We start from the raw sequence: 15,185 nt of genomic DNA, 5'->3' as shown, positions 1-15,185 counted from the left end.
ATGAGCGAATTGATCCGAGTCGAGAACCTGCGCGTAGTCGCCTGTGGCGAGCGCAGCGAGGTGGAGATCGTCAAGGGCGTGAGTTTCTCCCTGGAGAAAGGTGAAGTGCTGGCGCTGATTGGCGAGTCCGGCTCCGGCAAGACCACCATCGCCCTGGCATTGCTCGGTTATGCCCGGCGCGGTTGCCGCCTGGCCGGTGGCGTGGTGCAGATCGGCGAGCACGACATGCTGGCGTTGAGCGAAGGCGAGTTGCAAGGCCTGCGTGGCAACCGAGTGTCGTACATCGCCCAAAGCGCGGCGGCGGCGTTCAACCCGGCCAAGAGGCTCATCGACCAAGTGGTGGAAGGTGCGTTGATCCATGGCTTGGGCAATCGGGCGGCGCTCGAAGCCAAGGCCATCGAACTGTTTCGCGACCTGGCGCTGCCAAACCCCGAGCGCATCGGTCGGCGCTATCCCCATCAAGTCTCCGGTGGACAGTTGCAGCGGGTGATGGCGGCCATGGCGCTGATCAGCGACCCGCTGCTGGTGGTGCTCGACGAGCCGACCACGGCCCTCGATGTGACCACCCAGATCGACGTGCTGCGGGCCTTCAAGCGTGTGGTGCGCGAGCGGGGTGCGACGGCGGTCTACGTTTCCCACGACCTGGCCGTCGTGGCACAGATGGCCGATCAGATCGTGGTGCTCAATGGCGGGCAGATCTTCGAACACAGCGCCACTGCGCCGCTGCTCAAGGGCCCGGCCCACGCCTACACCCGCAGCCTGTTGGCGGCGGCGCGGCCGGATACGACGATTCGCCCGCCCTGCGGTGTGGCCGAAGACACGCCGCTGCTGACCATCCAGGGTTTGACCGCCGGCTACGGCAACAAGGATCAGCACGGCATGCCGGCGATCCGGGTGCTGGAAGGCATCGACCTGACCGTGCGCAGGGGCCAGGCCATCGGCGTGATCGGCGAATCGGGTTCAGGCAAATCGACCCTGGCGCGGGTGGTGGCGGGGCTGTTGAGCCCGGCCCTTGGCGGGCTGACCTTCGATGGCCAGCCACTGGGGGGTAGCCTGTCCGAACGCACGGACGAACAGTTCCGGCGTATCCAGATGGTGTTCCAGAACGCCGACACCGCGCTGAACCCGATGCACAGCATCAGCACCATCCTGAGCCGGCCGCTGAAGATGTATTTTGGCCTCAAGGGTGCGGCGCTGCGCGAGCGTATCGGCGAGTTGCTCGACCTGGTGCGTCTGCCACGGGAGCTGGCCGAGCGCCGCCCGAGCGAGCTCTCCGGCGGACAGAAGCAACGGGTCAACCTGGCCCGGGCGCTGGCGGCCAAACCGGATCTGATTCTCTGCGATGAAGTGACCTCGGCGCTGGATACCGTGGTCGGCGCGGCGATCCTTGAACTGCTGCGCGACCTGCGCCAGCAACTGGGGGTGTCCTACCTGTTCATCAGCCACGACATCTCCACGGTACGGGCGTTGTGCGACGACATCGTGGTGATGTACAGCGGCCACAAGGTCCAGGCGGGCCCCCGGCAATCGTTCGCCCAGGCGCCATTCCATCCCTACACCGACCTGCTGATCCACTCGGTGCCGGAGCTGCGCCAGGGCTGGTTGGAAACCTGTGGCGCCACGACCTGCGGCACACTGCCGCCGTTGGGGGCGCGAGCCGAGGTGCCTGACCTGTGCACCTTCCTCAATCGCTGCCCGGTGCGGGTCGATGGCCTGTGCAACCACAGCGCGCCGCCTCGGCGAACCATCGATGGCGGCAGTGAAGTGCTCTGTCATCACGACAGCGCCGAGCTGCTCAAGAGCCAACAGGATTCAAACAGCATGATCGTGGGAGCCTACGCATGAATGCGCGTTTCGTGAGGTTGGCCGAACAGGAGCGGCCCATCGTCAAATTGACAGTCGATGGTGTTCCCATCGAGGCGTTGCAGGGCGACACGCTGATGGTGGCGTTGCTGACCCATGGCCCGGCGTTGCGCCAGTCGGAATTCGATCCGGGTAGCCGCGCTGGCTTCTGCCTGATGGGTGCCTGCCAGGATTGCTGGGTCTGGACTCGCAGCGGCGAACGCCTGCGGGCCTGCTCCAATGAAGTACGCGAAGGGCTGGACATCATCACTCAACAACCGGAGGCGATATGGCCACTGCGCGGCTGAACACCCATCGAGTCGTCATTGTCGGCGCCGGACCTGCCGGCATCCGGTGTGCCCAGACCTTGGTGGCGGCGGGCTTCAAACCGATCCTGATCGACGAAAATCGTCGCGATGGCGGGCAGATCTACCGGCGTCAACCTGAAGGGTTCACCCGCAGCTACACGACGCTGTACGGCACCGAGGCGGACAAGGCCCGGGACCTGCACGAAAGCTTCGACCGCCTGCGCTCGCAGATCGACTACCGTCCCGACACCCTGGCGTGGAACCTGACGCCCGGGCAGTTGTGCTGCGTCAGCCAGGGGCTGCACACAACGGTGGACTATGACGCGCTGATCCTTTGCACGGGGGCCACCGACCGCCTCATGCCGATCGAAGGCTGGCAGCTGGGCGGCACCTACAGCCTCGGCGGGGCGCAGATTGCGCTCAAGGCCCAGGCGGTTTCCATCGGCCACCGCGTGGTGTTCATGGGCAGCGGGCCGTTGCTGTACCTCGTTGCCAGTCAATACGTCAAAGCCGGGGCCACTGTTGCCGCAGTGCTGGACACCTCGCCCCTGGGCTTGCGGATCAAAGCCTTGCCCAAACTTATGGCGCGCCCGGGATTGCTGTTCACCGGCATGAAGCTGCTGGCCCAGCTGTATCGGGCGAAAATCCCGGTGCACCTGGGCATTTCGCCGCTGCAAGTGCTTGGTGAGGCAGTCACCGGTGTCAATGGCGTACGAGTACGCACCGCGAACGGAGAAACCTTGACGGTGGCGTGCGACGCGGTGGCGCTGGGTTATCACCTGCGTCCGGAAACCCAACTGGCTGACCTGGCAGGTTGTCGCATGCGTTTCGACGAGGCCTCAGGGCAATGGTGGTTGGAGGTGGACGAAGAGGGCCGGACCTCGGTCAGCGGCGTCTACGCCGCCGGCGATGGTTCGAAGATCCGTGGCGCCGATGCCGCCGAGCATGCCGGGCGCCTGGTTGCCCTGGCGTTGTTGCGCGATCTGCAACTGCCGGTGGACGCCGCACAGGTCGCCGAGCAGCGCCAGGCGCTTAAAGTCATGGATGACTTTCGCCTCGGCCTGGCCCAGGCGTTTCCCTGGCCCGCCGCGCAAGCCAAGGCCTTGCCGGACGAGGCCATCGTCTGCCGTTGCGAAATGATCAGCGCCGGCGAGCTGCGTCGCACGGTCAGCGAAAAGGGCGCCTGCGAAGTCAATCGGGCCAAGGCTTTCAGCCGGGTCGGCATGGGCCGTTGCCAGGGGCGCTATTGCTCCCAGGCCGGTGCCGAAGTGATTGCCGCGGCAGCGGGTGTCCCTGTGCAGGAGGTGGGACGCCAGCGCGGTCAGGCACCGGTCAAACCGCTTTCGATGCTCACTCGGGAGGTAGCGCCATGACGCTGAATAAAGCCGACGTAGTAATCGTCGGGGGTGGCTTTATGGGCTCGGCCGCGGCGTTTTTCCTGCGGCAGCGCGGGCAGTCGGTGATCCTGCTGGAGCGTGACCAGATCGGTCAGTACGCCAGCGGCGTGAATTTCGGCAATGTGCGGCGCCAGGGGCGGTTCCTCGGGCAACTGGAACTGGCGAACCGTTCCTGGGCACTGTGGAAACGCCTGCCGGAGCTGATCGACGACGATCTGGAGTTCATCGCCAGCGGGCATATGCGCGTGTGCTATCGCGAGGATGAAATCCCCGAGCTCGAAGCTTATGCGGCGGCACCGGAGGCGGCGCAGCTGGACTTGCAGATCTATCGCGGCAGCGAGCTGCATGCGCGTTTTCCGTTTCTCGGCAAGGACGTCAAGGGCGGCTCCTATGCACCCCACGACGGTCACGCCAACCCGCGCCTGGCGGCCCCGGCGTTTGCCCGGGCGGCCCGACGCCTCGGTGCGCGCATCGAGGAACGGACTGAGGTGGCGCAGGTGCAGAAGGTCGGTGATGGATTCAGCATCAGCACCACCGACGGTCGCCAGTTCAGCGCCGGCCGACTGTTGATTACCGCAGGCGCCTGGGGCCAGAAGCTTTCGGCACAGTTCGGCGAGCCGGTGCCCCTGGAGACCAACGGCCCACAAATGGCGGTCACCGAACCGGTGCCTTATGCCTTGCCAACGGTGATCGGGGTGTACACCAAGATTCCCGAAGAGGTGATCTATTTCCGCCAGATCCCCCGGGGCAATATCGTCATTGGCGGTGGCTATCGCAGCAAGCCGGACATGCTCAACCGCCGGGCCTATGTCGAGCCGCGCAGCATCCTCAACCAGTTGGACCAGATGCGCCGGTTGCTGCCGGGTGTCGGCAATCTCAACATCATTCGCGTGTGGAGCGGCATCGAAGGCTACCTGCCCGATTCGCTGCCGGTAATGGGCCCCAGTGGCAAAGTCGACGGCTTGTACTATGCCTTCGGCTTCTGCGGTCATGGCTTCCAGCTCGGCCCGGGCGTCGGCGATGTGATGGCTGAACTGATCAGCACCGGCAGCACCAGCACGTCGATTGAGCCGTTCTCCATTCGCCGGTTCGCCCCTTCTGCCGAGCAACGGAGCAAAGCCTCATGAAACCCCGCGTGCTAGCCATTTTCGAACGCCTGCTGGCGTTTGAAACGGTCTCATCAGAATCGAACCTGGCCTTGATCGAATACGTGCGCGAGCTGTTGCTGAGCAAGGGCATCGAGTCGCTGGTCGTCAAGGATGAAAGCGGCAAGAAGGCCAACCTGTTCGCCAGCACCGGCCCGCGTGAATTGCCTGGGATCCTGCTGTCCGGGCACACCGACGTGGTGCCGGCGGCGGGGCAGGCCTGGACCGTCCCGGCGTTCCAGGCGACCGTGCGGGACGGGCGGGTCTATGGGCGTGGCAGTTGCGACATGAAGGGTTTCATCGCACTGGCCATCGACGCCATGCTCGATGCCGCCGACCATCCCTTGAACCGGCCACTGCAACTGGCGCTCTCCCACGACGAGGAGATCGGTTGCGTCGGCGTGCGTCGCTTGCTCGACGTACTGCACCTGGCGCCAGTGCGACCGTTTCTGTGCGTGATCGGCGAGCCGACCAACATGCAGTTCGTGCTTGGCCACAAGGGCAAGGGTTCCTATCGCACTTACTGCCGTGGCCTGGAGGCGCATTCGTCATTGGCGCCGCGCTCGGTCAATGCGATTCACGTGGCCTGCGATTTCATTGCCGCGTTGCGCCAGAGCCAACAGCAATTGCAGGCGCAGGGCGCCCAGGACGCGGATTACGACGTGCCCTACAGCACCGTGCATGTCGGGCAGATCGTCGGCGGCAAGGCGCTGAACATCGTGCCGAACCTGTGCACCCTGGATTTCGAAGTGCGCAACTTGCCGGCCGATGACCTGGACTTGTTCCTGGAACAACTGCGTGAGCAGGCCGAAGCGATCGTGCGTGAAGCCAAGAAACTCTCCAGCGTCGCGGACATCGAGATCGAAACCCTGAACGTCTACCCGGGTCTTGACACCCATCCGAGCGTCGAGGCGGTGCGCTTCCTGAAAAACTTCGCCGCCCCCGACACCGGCACTGCCAAGGTTTCTTTCGGCACCGAAGGCGGCCTGTTCAAGCAGCGCCTGGATGTACCCGTGGTGGTCTGCGGCCCGGGCTCCATCGAACAGGCGCACAAGCCCGACGAATTCATCGAAATCAGCCAGATGGAGGCGGGGGAGCGGTTTCTGGACGGGTTGCTGGGTTCCTTGAAAATCTAAGCCCATAGCTTTCTTGTGGGTGTACATGAATCTGTGATCACCCAGGACCGGTGTGGGAGCGAGCCTGCTCGCGATTGCAATTCATCATTCAACGTCGATGTTGCCTGACCCTCCGCCATCGCGAGCAGGCTCGCTCCCACAGGGGGATTTGCATTGTCCCTGACTCTTCGGTAGAGCCTGCTGCTTCCCCGCAAAATTCAGCATCCAACACTGCCCAAACCCCGCTTTCAGCATCCTGCCCCGTGGCATCTCCTTAGACTGGAGTCACCTCGGAACAGGACGCGACCATGCTCAAGAATCAATTGAAAGACCCCAGCCTGTTGGCAGAACTCGCTTACGTCGACGGTCAGTGGATCGGTGCCGACAATGCGGCCACCCTGGATGTCATCGACCCGGCGACCGGTGAAGTACTGGCCCGGGTACCGGCCATGCAGGGCGTGGAAACCCGCCGCGCCATCGAGGCCGCCGAGCGTGCCTGGGCGGCCTGGCGCGCGCGTCCGGCGGCTGAGCGTGCGGCGCTGCTGGAGCGTTGGTACCAGGCCATGATCGACAACCTCGACGACCTGGCGCTGATCATGACCCGGGAGCAGGGCAAGCCGCTGAACGAAGCCAAAGGTGAGATCCGCTATGGGGCCGGCTTCGTCAAATGGTTTGCCGAAGAAGCTCGTCGGGTTTATGGCGAAACCATTCCGGCGCCCAGTGGTGACCGTCGCTTGCTCACGCTCAAGCAACCGGTGGGCGTCTGCGCCGCGATCACCCCGTGGAATTTTCCCAATGCGATGATCACTCGCAAATGCGCACCCGCCCTGGCGGCGGGTTGCCCGGTCATTGTCAAACCCTCCGACCTGACGCCTTTGTCGGCCTTGGCCTTGGCCGTTCTGGCTGAGCGGGTGGGGATTCCGGCCGGGGTGTTCAACGTCGTCACCGGCCTGCCGGCCGGCATCGGCGAAGAACTGACCGGCAACCCGACGGTGCGCAAGATTTCCTTTACCGGTTCCACCGCAGTCGGACGGCTGCTGATGCGCCAGAGCGCCGAACACATCAAGCGCCTGAGCCTGGAACTGGGCGGCAACGCGCCGTTCATCGTGTTCGACGACGCTGACCTGGAGCAGGCGGTGGCCGGAATCATGCTCAGCAAGTTCCGCAACGCCGGCCAGACCTGCGTCTGCGCCAACCGCATCCTGGTGCAGGATGGCATCTACGAGCGCTTCGCCGCGCGCCTGGTGGAAGAGGTGGGCAAGCTCAAGGTCGGCAATGGTCTGGAGGCTGACGTGACGATCGGCCCGCTGATCAACCCGGCCGCCGTGAGCAAAGTCGCCCGGCACATCGACGATGCGTTGAGCCAGGGCGCGCGCCTGCTCTGTGGCGGTGTCCCCGAGGGCGACAGCCAGTTCGTCCAGCCCACGGTGCTGGGTGAGGCCAACGCCGGGATGTTGCTGGCCAACGAAGAAACCTTCGGCCCGGTCGCGCCGCTGATGCGCTTTACTACCGAGGAGCAGGCCCTGGCCCTGGCCAATGCCACGCCGTATGGCCTGGGCGCTTACTACTTCACCCAGGACCTGCGTCGTTCATGGCGTTTCGGCGAGGCGCTGGAATTCGGTATGGTCGGCCTCAACACCGGGCTGATCTCCATGGAAGTCGCACCGTTCGGCGGCATCAAACAGTCGGGCCTGGGACGCGAGGGCAGCAAATACGGTTTGGATGAGTACCTTGAGGTCAAAGCCTTCCACATCGGTGGGCTGTGATGCGGCCAGCGTTGAAACAGACATTAGGGAGCCATGATTGATGAGCAAACCATTTCGCATCGCCGCCATTGCCGGCGACGGCATCGGCAAGGAAGTCCTGCCTGAAGGGCTGCGAGTCCTGGAGCAGGCTGCGAAAAAGTGGCAGTTGTCGCTGGACATCGAAGTGCTCGATTGGGCCCACTGCGATTACTACCTGGAGCACGGGCAAATGATGCCCGCCGACTGGTTCGAACAGCTCAAGGGCTTCGACGCGATCTACTTCGGTGCCGTGGGCTGGCCGGACAAGGTGCCGGATCACATCTCCCTGTGGGGCTCGTTGCTCAAGTTCCGTCGTGACTTCGACCAATACGTGAACATTCGTCCGGTGCGCCTGTTCCCGGGCGTGCCGTGTCCGTTGGCCGGGCGCGAAGCGGGGGACATCGACTTCGTGGTGATCCGTGAGAACACCGAGGGCGAATATTCGTCGGTTGGCGGCAAGATGTTCGAAGGTACCGAGCATGAGTTCGTGCTGCAGGAGTCGGTGTTCACCCGCCGAGGCGTCGACCGGATCCTCAAGTTCGCCTTCGACCTGGCCCAGACTCGACCGCGCAAACGCCTGACGGCGGCGACCAAGTCCAACGGCATCTCCATCAGCATGCCGTACTGGGATGAGCGCACGGCGTTGATGGCCGAGCACTACCCGGATGTGCAGTGGGACAAGCAGCACATCGACATCCTCTGCGCGCGTTTCGTGTTGCAGCCGGATCGTTTCGATGTGGTGGTGGCGTCGAACCTGTTCGGCGACATCCTCTCCGACCTGGGCCCGGCCTGCGCCGGCACCATCGGCATCGCCCCGTCGGCCAACCTCGATCCGCAACGACGCTTCCCGTCGTTGTTCGAGCCGGTGCATGGCTCGGCACCGGATATCTATGGGCAGAACATCGCCAACCCGATCGCGATGATCTGGTCCGGTGCGTTGATGCTGGATTTCCTGGGTAACGGCGATGAGCGTTATCGCGCGGCCCATGACGGGATTCTCAAGGCCATCGAGCGGGTGATCGCCCAAGGGCCTATCACCCCTGACCTGGGTGGGCAGGGCTCGACCCAGGATGTTGGCCAGGCCATCGCCGACGCGCTCTGAGATTTAGCCAGGCACGAACGCCTGCCTCACCTGTGACCCCCTTTGCCCGCTCACACTGCGGGCTTTTTTTTGCCGCCAGATCATGTCCACCATGGTTTCCCTGTGGGAGCGAGCTTGCTCGCGATAGCGGTGGATCAGCTTGCGATGATGTTGGATGTGCCGCCGTCTTCGCGAGCAGGCTCGCTCCCACATTTGATCTGGGACGCCCTTCGGTTTTGCGGCTGGCGCAGGCCCCCTGTGGGAGTGAGCTTGCTCGCGATAGCGTTGGGTCTGCTTGCGATGGTGCTGGATGTGCCGCCGTCTTCGCGAGCAGGCTCGCACACATTTGATCTGGGGCGCCCTTCGGTTTTGCGGCTGGCGCAGGTCCACTGTGGGAGCGAGCTTGCTCGCGATAGCGTTGGGTCTGCTTGCGATGATGTTGGATGTGCCGCCGTCTTCGCGAGCAGGCTCGCTCCCACATTTGATCTGGGGCACCCTTCGGTTTTGCGGCTGGCGCAGGTCCACTGTGGGAGCGAGCCTGCTCGCGATAGTGGTGTGACTGTCGTACGTCGGATTATTTGACGACGTAGACCTTGCGCACATAAACGCTGCTCTTCCAGGCACACGGCGCATTCAGGGGCACGAACACCGTATCGCCAGTGTTGACCGTCAGGTTGCTGCCACCGGCGGCCTGCAGGGTGACACTGCCTTCGAGCAGGTGCATCAGTTCATGCAGTTTGTGCGGTCGTGACCGGCGGGTGTAGGGCGTCGAGTCCCAGATGCCGATGCGCAGGTTGCTCGCATCTTCGACAAACAGATTGTGCGAGCGGCATTGCGGCGGCGGGCTCAGCAGGATCTCGTCGTCGGGTGGCGCAGAGGGTGAGAGCAGGGTGTGGGCGGGGAGCGCCGTGAGCCCTGGATGAGGTTCTTCGACCAGTTGGGTGTCGGCGCAGAAGGCCCAGAGCGACCCGGGCTGCGCTTCGACCTTAAGCGCCGTCCCTCGACCGATCACCGCGCTTTCACCCGGCGTGAGCTGCAGCGTCTGCCCCTGACTGCGCAGGGTTACCGCGCCGGCATGCACCACGATCGTCTCACTGAAGGGATATTCATCGACGCTGAACCGTCCACTCGCGCGGACCACGCCGGCTGCCATGCCATCCGCCCCGGCATAGGCAATGAGTCGGTCGAATGGATCCTTGGCTGCCAGTGAGCCCGGCGTGAATGGGGTTGAAGCTAGGCTGCCGTCGGCGTGTGCCAACAGCACTGGGGTGGGTTCGAGCATGAACATGATTCTCCGGGGAAGCGTTGAAAAGAATGTGGTTCGTTTCAGCCAATGGCCTGGGTCACCGGCGCAAATTGTCGAACCGCACCGGTAGCCTGCGGGGGCGTGCCCCGTGCCATTTGGGCGACGGTGTCGACCTGCTTGAGCCCGACCTCTTCCAGCCAAGGGGCCAGGCCACTGTTTGAGGGAATGTCGATGCGCACGAATGCGTCCGGCACTTCGGCCAGCAGCACGGCGATCAAGTGCTGGGCCTGTTCCAGGTTCTGGGCGATGACCGGGCCGATGCAGCGGCCACGGCCGAAGGGGCGCAGCAGGGCGAAGGCGCACAGGTGACCGTCGCGTTCGATTCCCACTGAATGTTCAACGACGTCGAACAGGTCATTGAGTACGGCAGTGCGCTCCAGTCCGCTCCCGGCATTGGCCAGTTCGATCAACTCGGCGCGGTCGGCTTCGCCCAGCACGCGGCAGCGTTCGCCGGCGGCCAGTTCCTGCGGGGCCGGCACTTGCGCGTGCCCTTGATGCTGCTGGATATGCCCAAAATCGACGAATCCCTGGCTGGCATACAGCGGTGCACCGGCCAGCGTCGCGTTGAGAATGGCGGTGCGCGATCCGCAGGCCTCGATGGCCAGTTCCATCAGTTTGCGACCGATGCCCTGGCCCTGATACTCATTGTCGACAATCACCAGGCCAATGGTGGCGTAATTCCCCTGGGCACAGGTGAACGCCGTTCCGATCAAACGGCCCTGGTCTTCCACGACAAACCCTTGGGCGACGCGCTGCAACATCGCCCAGTCCTCCAGGCGATGGGGCCATTTCAACTGTACGGACAAGGCGTGCGCCGCAGGCACATCAGCGGCGGTCATGGAACGATAGAAGTAGGTGGGGCGTTGTGAAATAGACATGGCAGATCACCATTGAGAGGGCCTGTAATTGGACGGTTTTTTATCCGCTGAGCGTGTGTATCTCACCTGCGACGAGGCCTGACAAGGGCCCCGAATTGATTCGGCAGGTTCCGTCAGCAACGACTTTGCCGACCACATTTCTTGCTCAAATCAGACGCCAGGCCAGCAGTAAATACTGGAGTGTTTTCCTGGCGTCCGGGACTAGCGAAGGGCAGTTGACGGATCAATAGTTACGCTCACGATCAACCAGACCCAGCATCGCCTCACCCCGCTGATGCCGGCGGATATTCTCCAGCAACACGCCAAACGCGCTTTCGGGCTGGGTCATCGCTGCGATATGTGGGGTCAGCAGGATCTGCGGGTGATGCCAGAAAGGATGCTCCGGCGCTGCCGGTTCCTGTTCCAGCACGTCGAGCACCGCGGCGCTGAGTTGGCCGTCGGCGAGTGCTTCAAGCAGATCCGCCTCCACCAGATGCCCGCCGCGACCCATGTTGACCAACGCCGCGCCCGTGGGCAGGTGCTGGAACAGTTGCCGATTGAGAATCCCCCGGGTCTGTTCGGTCAACGGCAGGACACACAGCACAATGTCGCACTGGCCGAGAAAGGCCGGCAATTGCTCGTCGCCGGCAAAGCATGCCACCCCATCGATGTGATGCTCGCTGCGGGCCCAACCCGACAAGGCAAAGCCAAAGGTTTTCAAGGTGGCGAGTATCTGCCGTGCCTGCAAACCCAGGCCCATGACGCCCACCCGGCGTTGCTGCGCGGGTACCAGGCGATGTGCCTGCCAGCAGCGTTCGGCCTGTTGCTGGCGATAGCGCAACATGTCCCGGTGCAGGCTGAGCACGGCGAAACTGGCGTACTCGCACATGCCCTGGCTGATGCCCGGGTCGAGCAAGCGCACCACCGGCAGCGTTGTTGGCAAGCGACCGAGGTCGAGCTGATCGACACCGGCTGACAGGGCGAACAGCACCTCCAGGTTGGGTAATAACGTTTCGATGTCGTCCGGTGCCTGCCAGGCCGCCAGGTAACGAATATCCCGCGGGTCGCCGATGTCCGGCCAGGCACGCCATTGGATATCCGGCGCGTGTTCGGCGAACAGGCGCCGCCAGTGTTCGCCGCGTACCGGGTCAGCTTTATAAAGCAGGGCCATGGAGCACTTCTCGCCTGAATTGAGGAATACCTAGGATGCCTCAACGCCAGAGCAGGATCTGTCGAAAGGGCTTGCGTAGCAGCATCAGGCTGCGTTGCAACGCGCCTCCTGCGGCAGATTCCATGGGAGTGGAATGCCTCTGGAGGATTCTGCTGTTTGCCGGGGTGTAAACAGTCGATCCGGATTTCTCAGCGGCCAAGTTCGGCTTAGACAATCGCGTCGAACCCTTAACCTGTGAACACACCGCAACCGCTTCCTGGGGGCGAGGCTCACGATGGGAAAAGCCATGAACAGTAAAGTCGAAGAAACTCCAAGTCTGCTCCGTCAGCGTGATCGATTCGTGCCACGTGGCCTGGTCACCGCACACCCGTTGGTCATCGACAGGGCCCAAGGCTCGGAGTTGTGGGACGTGGACGGCAAGCGCTACCTGGACTTCGTCGGCGGCATCGGTGTGCTGAACATCGGCCACAATCATCCCAAGGTGGTCGCGGCGGTGCAGGCCCAGTTGCAGAAAGTCTCCCATGCCTGCTTCCAGGTCGTGGCCTACAAGCCTTACCTGGACTTGGCACAGCGCCTGTGCGAAATGATCGGCGGCCAGGAGCACTACAAAGCAGCCTTTTTCACCTCCGGCGCCGAGGCGGTGGAAAATGCCGTGAAGATCGCCCGTGCCCACACCAACCGCTCGGCGGTGATCGCCTTTCGCGGCGGCTTCCATGGTCGGACTTTGCTCGGCACCACGCTGACTGGCATGAGCCAACCGTATAAACAGAACTTCGGTCCGTTCGCACCGGAGGTCTTCCACACCCCGTACCCGAATGCCTATCGCGGCGTCACCAGCGCGATGGCGCTCCAGGCGCTGGACGAGCTGTTGGCCACCCAAGTGGCACCTGAGCGGGTCGCGGCGATCATCATCGAGCCGGTGCAGGGCGATGGCGGTTTCCTGGCGGCACCCGCCGAGTTTTTGCAGGGCCTGCGCGCATTGACGCAAAAGCATGGCATTGTGTTGATTCTCGATGAAATCCAGACCGGTTTCGGCCGCACCGGCAAATGGTTCGGTTTCCAGCACGCGGGCATCCAGCCGGACCTGGTCACGGTCGCCAAAAGCCTGGCCGGTGGCTTGCCGCTGTCGGGTGTGGTCGGCAAGGCCGAGATCATGGACGCACCGCTGCCCGGTGGCCTGGGTGGCACCTACGGTGGTAACGCGCTGTCGTGCGCGGCGGCGCTGGCGGTGATCGAGGCATACGAGCAAGAGCAACTGCTGGCTCGTGGCGAAGTTCTGGGTGAGCGTCTGCGCCAGGGCCTGTTGCGCCTGCAAGCGCGCTACCCGCAGATTGGCGACGTGCGGGGCAGTGGTTTCATGCTCGCGATTGAGCTGATCAAGCATGATGACGCGCGTACGCCGGATGCCGATCTGAACCAACGCTTGATCGACGAAGCCCGGGCCGGTGGCTTGCTGGTCATCAAGTGTGGGGTGTACCGCAACGTCTTGCGCTTCCTGGCGCCGCTGGTGACCAGCGAGGCGCAGATCGATGAGGCGTTGCAGATTCTTGACGCCGCACTGGTCCGGGTCGTGGGCTGAAACGCCTGGCGTGGGCGTTTGCCAAGGCAAGCGCCCACGCCACCAATGGAGCGTGAACTGATGGACATCATCGGAGGCTTTACCCATGAGGCTGACTGAATATCGAGCGTTGTTGATTGACTGCGATGAGGTTCTGGTGGACCGCGACGCTGGCGTCTGGACGGCCTTGCAGCCGCTTTTGGAAAACCATGCCGATTCACCGGACAAGACCCAGGTTCTGGCCGAGTTCGACGAGGTGCTGCAGGCCCTGTATCCGCGCTTCGGCGAGCTGGGCTTCAGTGGGTTGCTGTGTTTCGCTCACCGCCAGTTGGCTGAACGCTGGAAGCTCAAGGTCAGTTGGGAGGAGGGCATGAGCTTTGCCCGCTCGGCCGCCGGCTGGACGCTGTTCGAGGATGCGCCAGGGGCGATGCTCTATCTGCGCAAATTCTATCGCCTGCTGGTGCTGGGCGATCGTGATGCCGAGGACCGGGGTGCCCTGTGCGAGCGCCTGGGCATCGAGCCGGATGATTTCATTTCCCTGGCGAGCGACCCGTTGCAGGATCACGATTGGTTGCTGAGCAACGATCTGGATGCCGAGGCTATCCTACAGATAACCCGTCCTGGCGCCCGTCCACGGGAGGTCGGGGCGGTTTGCCTGATCTGCCGCAGCAGCGAAAGCCCGTCCACGTCCTGTGCTGCGGACTATTGCATCAACAGCATGGCTGATCTGGTGGCTCAGCATCAGCTGTCCTTACGACGCTGATTTTGTTAGAAGATTGTCTTACAAATGGCAGGCAAGAGGTATGCGATGGAAGGTTTAGCGAAACTGGACCGGATCGACATCAGCATTTTGGTAGAGCTTCAAAAAGACGGTCGCATGACCAATGTCAGCCTGGCCGATGCCGTGGGTTTGTCCGCCAGCCCATGCTTGCAACGGGTCAAACGGTTGGAGTCGTTGGGGTACATCTCCAGCTACAAGGCCCATCTGAACCTGGCCAAGATTACCGATTCGGTGACGGTCTTCACCGAAGTCACCCTGAGCGACCACAAGCGCGAGGACTTCGCCAAGTTCGAATCCAACATCCGCCTGGTGGATGAAGTACTCGAGTGCCACCTGATCAGCGGCGGCTACGACTACCTGGTGCGCTTCATGACCCGCAGCATCCAGGATTATCAGGACGTGATGGAAAGTTTGCTGGACAAGAACATCGGCATCTCCAAGTATTTCAGCTACATCGTCATCAAGTCACCGGTGCGCAAGGACGAGATTCCGTTGCGCAAGTTGTTGCGGCATTGAAGCCGAGACCTGTCCAGGAACAACTGTGGGAGCAAGTTCGCTCCCACACTTGATCTCTGGTGTACGCAACCCCTGTGTCCACCGCCAACCCTCTGTGGGAGCGAGCCTGCTCGCGATGGCGGTGCATCAGAGCCATAAATGCTGGCTGACACTCCGCTATCGCGAGCAGGCTCGCTCCCACACTTGATCTCTGGTGTACGCAACCCCTGTGTCCACCGCCAACCCTTGTGGGAGCGGGCTTGCTCGCGATGGCGGTGGATCAGAAACATGGATGCAGGCTGACACTCCGCCATCGCGAGCAGGCTCGCTCCCACAGGGGATACC

13 protein-coding genes are annotated in these 15,185 nt (G+C 63.1%); 10 read left to right on the top strand and 3 right to left on the bottom strand.

From position 1 onward, the window contains the following. The 7 genes from AC30D9_RS04795 (at position 1) to AC30D9_RS04765 (ending at position 8,693) form a co-directional block, all read left to right on the top strand. Positions 1-1,845, top strand: coding sequence for an ABC transporter ATP-binding protein (locus AC30D9_RS04795; protein ID WP_490143559.1), 1,845 nt, complete (start codon positions 1-3; stop codon positions 1,843-1,845). Next, a complete protein-coding gene (locus tag AC30D9_RS04790; RefSeq protein ID WP_490143558.1) occupies positions 1,842-2,150 on the top strand; it encodes a (2Fe-2S)-binding protein in 309 nt (102 codons plus the stop codon). Before AC30D9_RS04795 ends, AC30D9_RS04790 begins: the two co-directional genes overlap by 4 nt. Beyond that, the gene (locus AC30D9_RS04785) at positions 2,132-3,523 is read left to right on the top strand and encodes an FAD/NAD(P)-dependent oxidoreductase (RefSeq protein ID WP_307571815.1); all 1,392 of its coding nucleotides are present in this window, start codon (positions 2,132-2,134) and stop codon (positions 3,521-3,523) included. Before AC30D9_RS04790 ends, AC30D9_RS04785 begins: the two co-directional genes overlap by 19 nt. Then, complete coding sequence (locus AC30D9_RS04780; RefSeq protein ID WP_490143557.1) at positions 3,520-4,674, top strand: NAD(P)/FAD-dependent oxidoreductase; 1,155 nt, start codon at positions 3,520-3,522, stop codon at positions 4,672-4,674. The genes AC30D9_RS04785 and AC30D9_RS04780 overlap by 4 nt, the downstream gene beginning before the upstream one ends. Then, positions 4,671-5,828 (top strand): acetylornithine deacetylase, encoded by a 1,158-nt coding sequence (gene argE, locus AC30D9_RS04775; protein ID WP_134924915.1) that lies wholly within the window; start codon positions 4,671-4,673, stop codon positions 5,826-5,828. The genes AC30D9_RS04780 and argE overlap by 4 nt, the downstream gene beginning before the upstream one ends. Positions 5,829-6,115: 287 nt before the next feature. Further along, on the top strand, positions 6,116-7,573 hold the full coding sequence (locus AC30D9_RS04770) for an NAD-dependent succinate-semialdehyde dehydrogenase (protein ID WP_490143556.1): 1,458 nt from the start codon (positions 6,116-6,118) through the stop codon (positions 7,571-7,573). A 40-nt stretch (positions 7,574-7,613) separates the two neighbouring features. Continuing rightward, positions 7,614-8,693: a tartrate dehydrogenase gene (locus AC30D9_RS04765; protein ID WP_134924913.1), complete on the top strand. Its 1,080-nt coding sequence runs from the start codon at positions 7,614-7,616 to the stop codon at positions 8,691-8,693. 553 nt (positions 8,694-9,246) lie between these two features. Here AC30D9_RS04765 and AC30D9_RS04760 read toward each other — a convergent pair. The 3 genes from AC30D9_RS04760 to AC30D9_RS04750 form a co-directional block, all read right to left on the bottom strand. Continuing rightward, on the bottom strand, positions 9,247-9,954 hold the full coding sequence (locus AC30D9_RS04760; RefSeq protein WP_134924912.1) for a cupin domain-containing protein: 708 nt from the start codon (positions 9,952-9,954) through the stop codon (positions 9,247-9,249). Positions 9,955-9,998: 44 nt separating this feature from the next. Further along, a complete protein-coding gene (locus tag AC30D9_RS04755; RefSeq protein ID WP_490143555.1) occupies positions 9,999-10,856 on the bottom strand; it encodes a GNAT family N-acetyltransferase in 858 nt (285 codons plus the stop codon). 223 nt (positions 10,857-11,079) lie between these two features. Then, positions 11,080-12,006 carry a 2-hydroxyacid dehydrogenase gene (locus AC30D9_RS04750; protein ID WP_490143554.1) on the bottom strand — a complete coding sequence of 309 codons (927 nt, stop codon included), beginning with the start codon at positions 12,004-12,006 and terminating at the stop codon, positions 11,080-11,082. 286 nt (positions 12,007-12,292) lie between these two features. Between AC30D9_RS04750 and gabT the strand changes: the two genes are divergently transcribed. The 3 genes from gabT to AC30D9_RS04735 all read left to right on the top strand — a co-directional run bounded on the left by gabT (position 12,293) and on the right by AC30D9_RS04735 (position 14,861). Further along, positions 12,293-13,585, top strand: a complete 1,293-nt coding sequence (gabT, locus tag AC30D9_RS04745; RefSeq protein ID WP_490143553.1) for a 4-aminobutyrate--2-oxoglutarate transaminase — start codon at positions 12,293-12,295, stop codon at positions 13,583-13,585. Between the two features lie 85 nt (positions 13,586-13,670). After that, on the top strand, positions 13,671-14,327 hold the full coding sequence (locus AC30D9_RS04740; protein WP_134924908.1) for an HAD family hydrolase: 657 nt from the start codon (positions 13,671-13,673) through the stop codon (positions 14,325-14,327). Positions 14,328-14,372: 45 nt separating this feature from the next. Further along, entirely contained in the window at positions 14,373-14,861 is a 489-nt protein-coding gene (locus AC30D9_RS04735; protein WP_003203167.1) for an Lrp/AsnC family transcriptional regulator, read from the top strand. Positions 14,862-15,185 lie beyond the last annotated feature (324 nt).

The sequence above is a fragment of the Pseudomonas sp. DF11 genome (genome assembly GCF_058148565.1).
Note: the sequence above shows the minus strand (reverse complement) of the source record. Positions and strands in the feature narration are given on the sequence as shown.

Bases quoted from the DNA above. Each gene is read 5' to 3' on its own strand.
- AC30D9_RS04795 (WP_490143559.1), top strand. From the start codon at position 1: ATGAGCGAATTGATCCGAGTCGAGAACCTGCGCGTAGTCGCCTGTGGC.
- AC30D9_RS04790 (WP_490143558.1), top strand. From the start codon at position 1,842: ATGAATGCGCGTTTCGTGAGGTTGGCCGAACAGGAGCGGCCCATCGTC.
- AC30D9_RS04785 (WP_307571815.1), top strand. From the start codon at position 2,132: ATGGCCACTGCGCGGCTGAACACCCATCGAGTCGTCATTGTCGGCGCC.
- AC30D9_RS04780 (WP_490143557.1), top strand. From the start codon at position 3,520: ATGACGCTGAATAAAGCCGACGTAGTAATCGTCGGGGGTGGCTTTATG.
- argE (WP_134924915.1), top strand. From the start codon at position 4,671: ATGAAACCCCGCGTGCTAGCCATTTTCGAACGCCTGCTGGCGTTTGAA.
- AC30D9_RS04770 (WP_490143556.1), top strand. From the start codon at position 6,116: ATGCTCAAGAATCAATTGAAAGACCCCAGCCTGTTGGCAGAACTCGCT.
- AC30D9_RS04765 (WP_134924913.1), top strand. From the start codon at position 7,614: ATGAGCAAACCATTTCGCATCGCCGCCATTGCCGGCGACGGCATCGGC.
- AC30D9_RS04760 (WP_134924912.1), bottom strand. From the start codon at position 9,954: ATGCTCGAACCCACCCCAGTGCTGTTGGCACACGCCGACGGCAGCCTA.
- AC30D9_RS04755 (WP_490143555.1), bottom strand. From the start codon at position 10,856: ATGTCTATTTCACAACGCCCCACCTACTTCTATCGTTCCATGACCGCC.
- AC30D9_RS04750 (WP_490143554.1), bottom strand. From the start codon at position 12,006: ATGGCCCTGCTTTATAAAGCTGACCCGGTACGCGGCGAACACTGGCGG.
- gabT (WP_490143553.1), top strand. From the start codon at position 12,293: ATGAACAGTAAAGTCGAAGAAACTCCAAGTCTGCTCCGTCAGCGTGAT.
- AC30D9_RS04740 (WP_134924908.1), top strand. From the start codon at position 13,671: ATGAGGCTGACTGAATATCGAGCGTTGTTGATTGACTGCGATGAGGTT.
- AC30D9_RS04735 (WP_003203167.1), top strand. From the start codon at position 14,373: ATGGAAGGTTTAGCGAAACTGGACCGGATCGACATCAGCATTTTGGTA.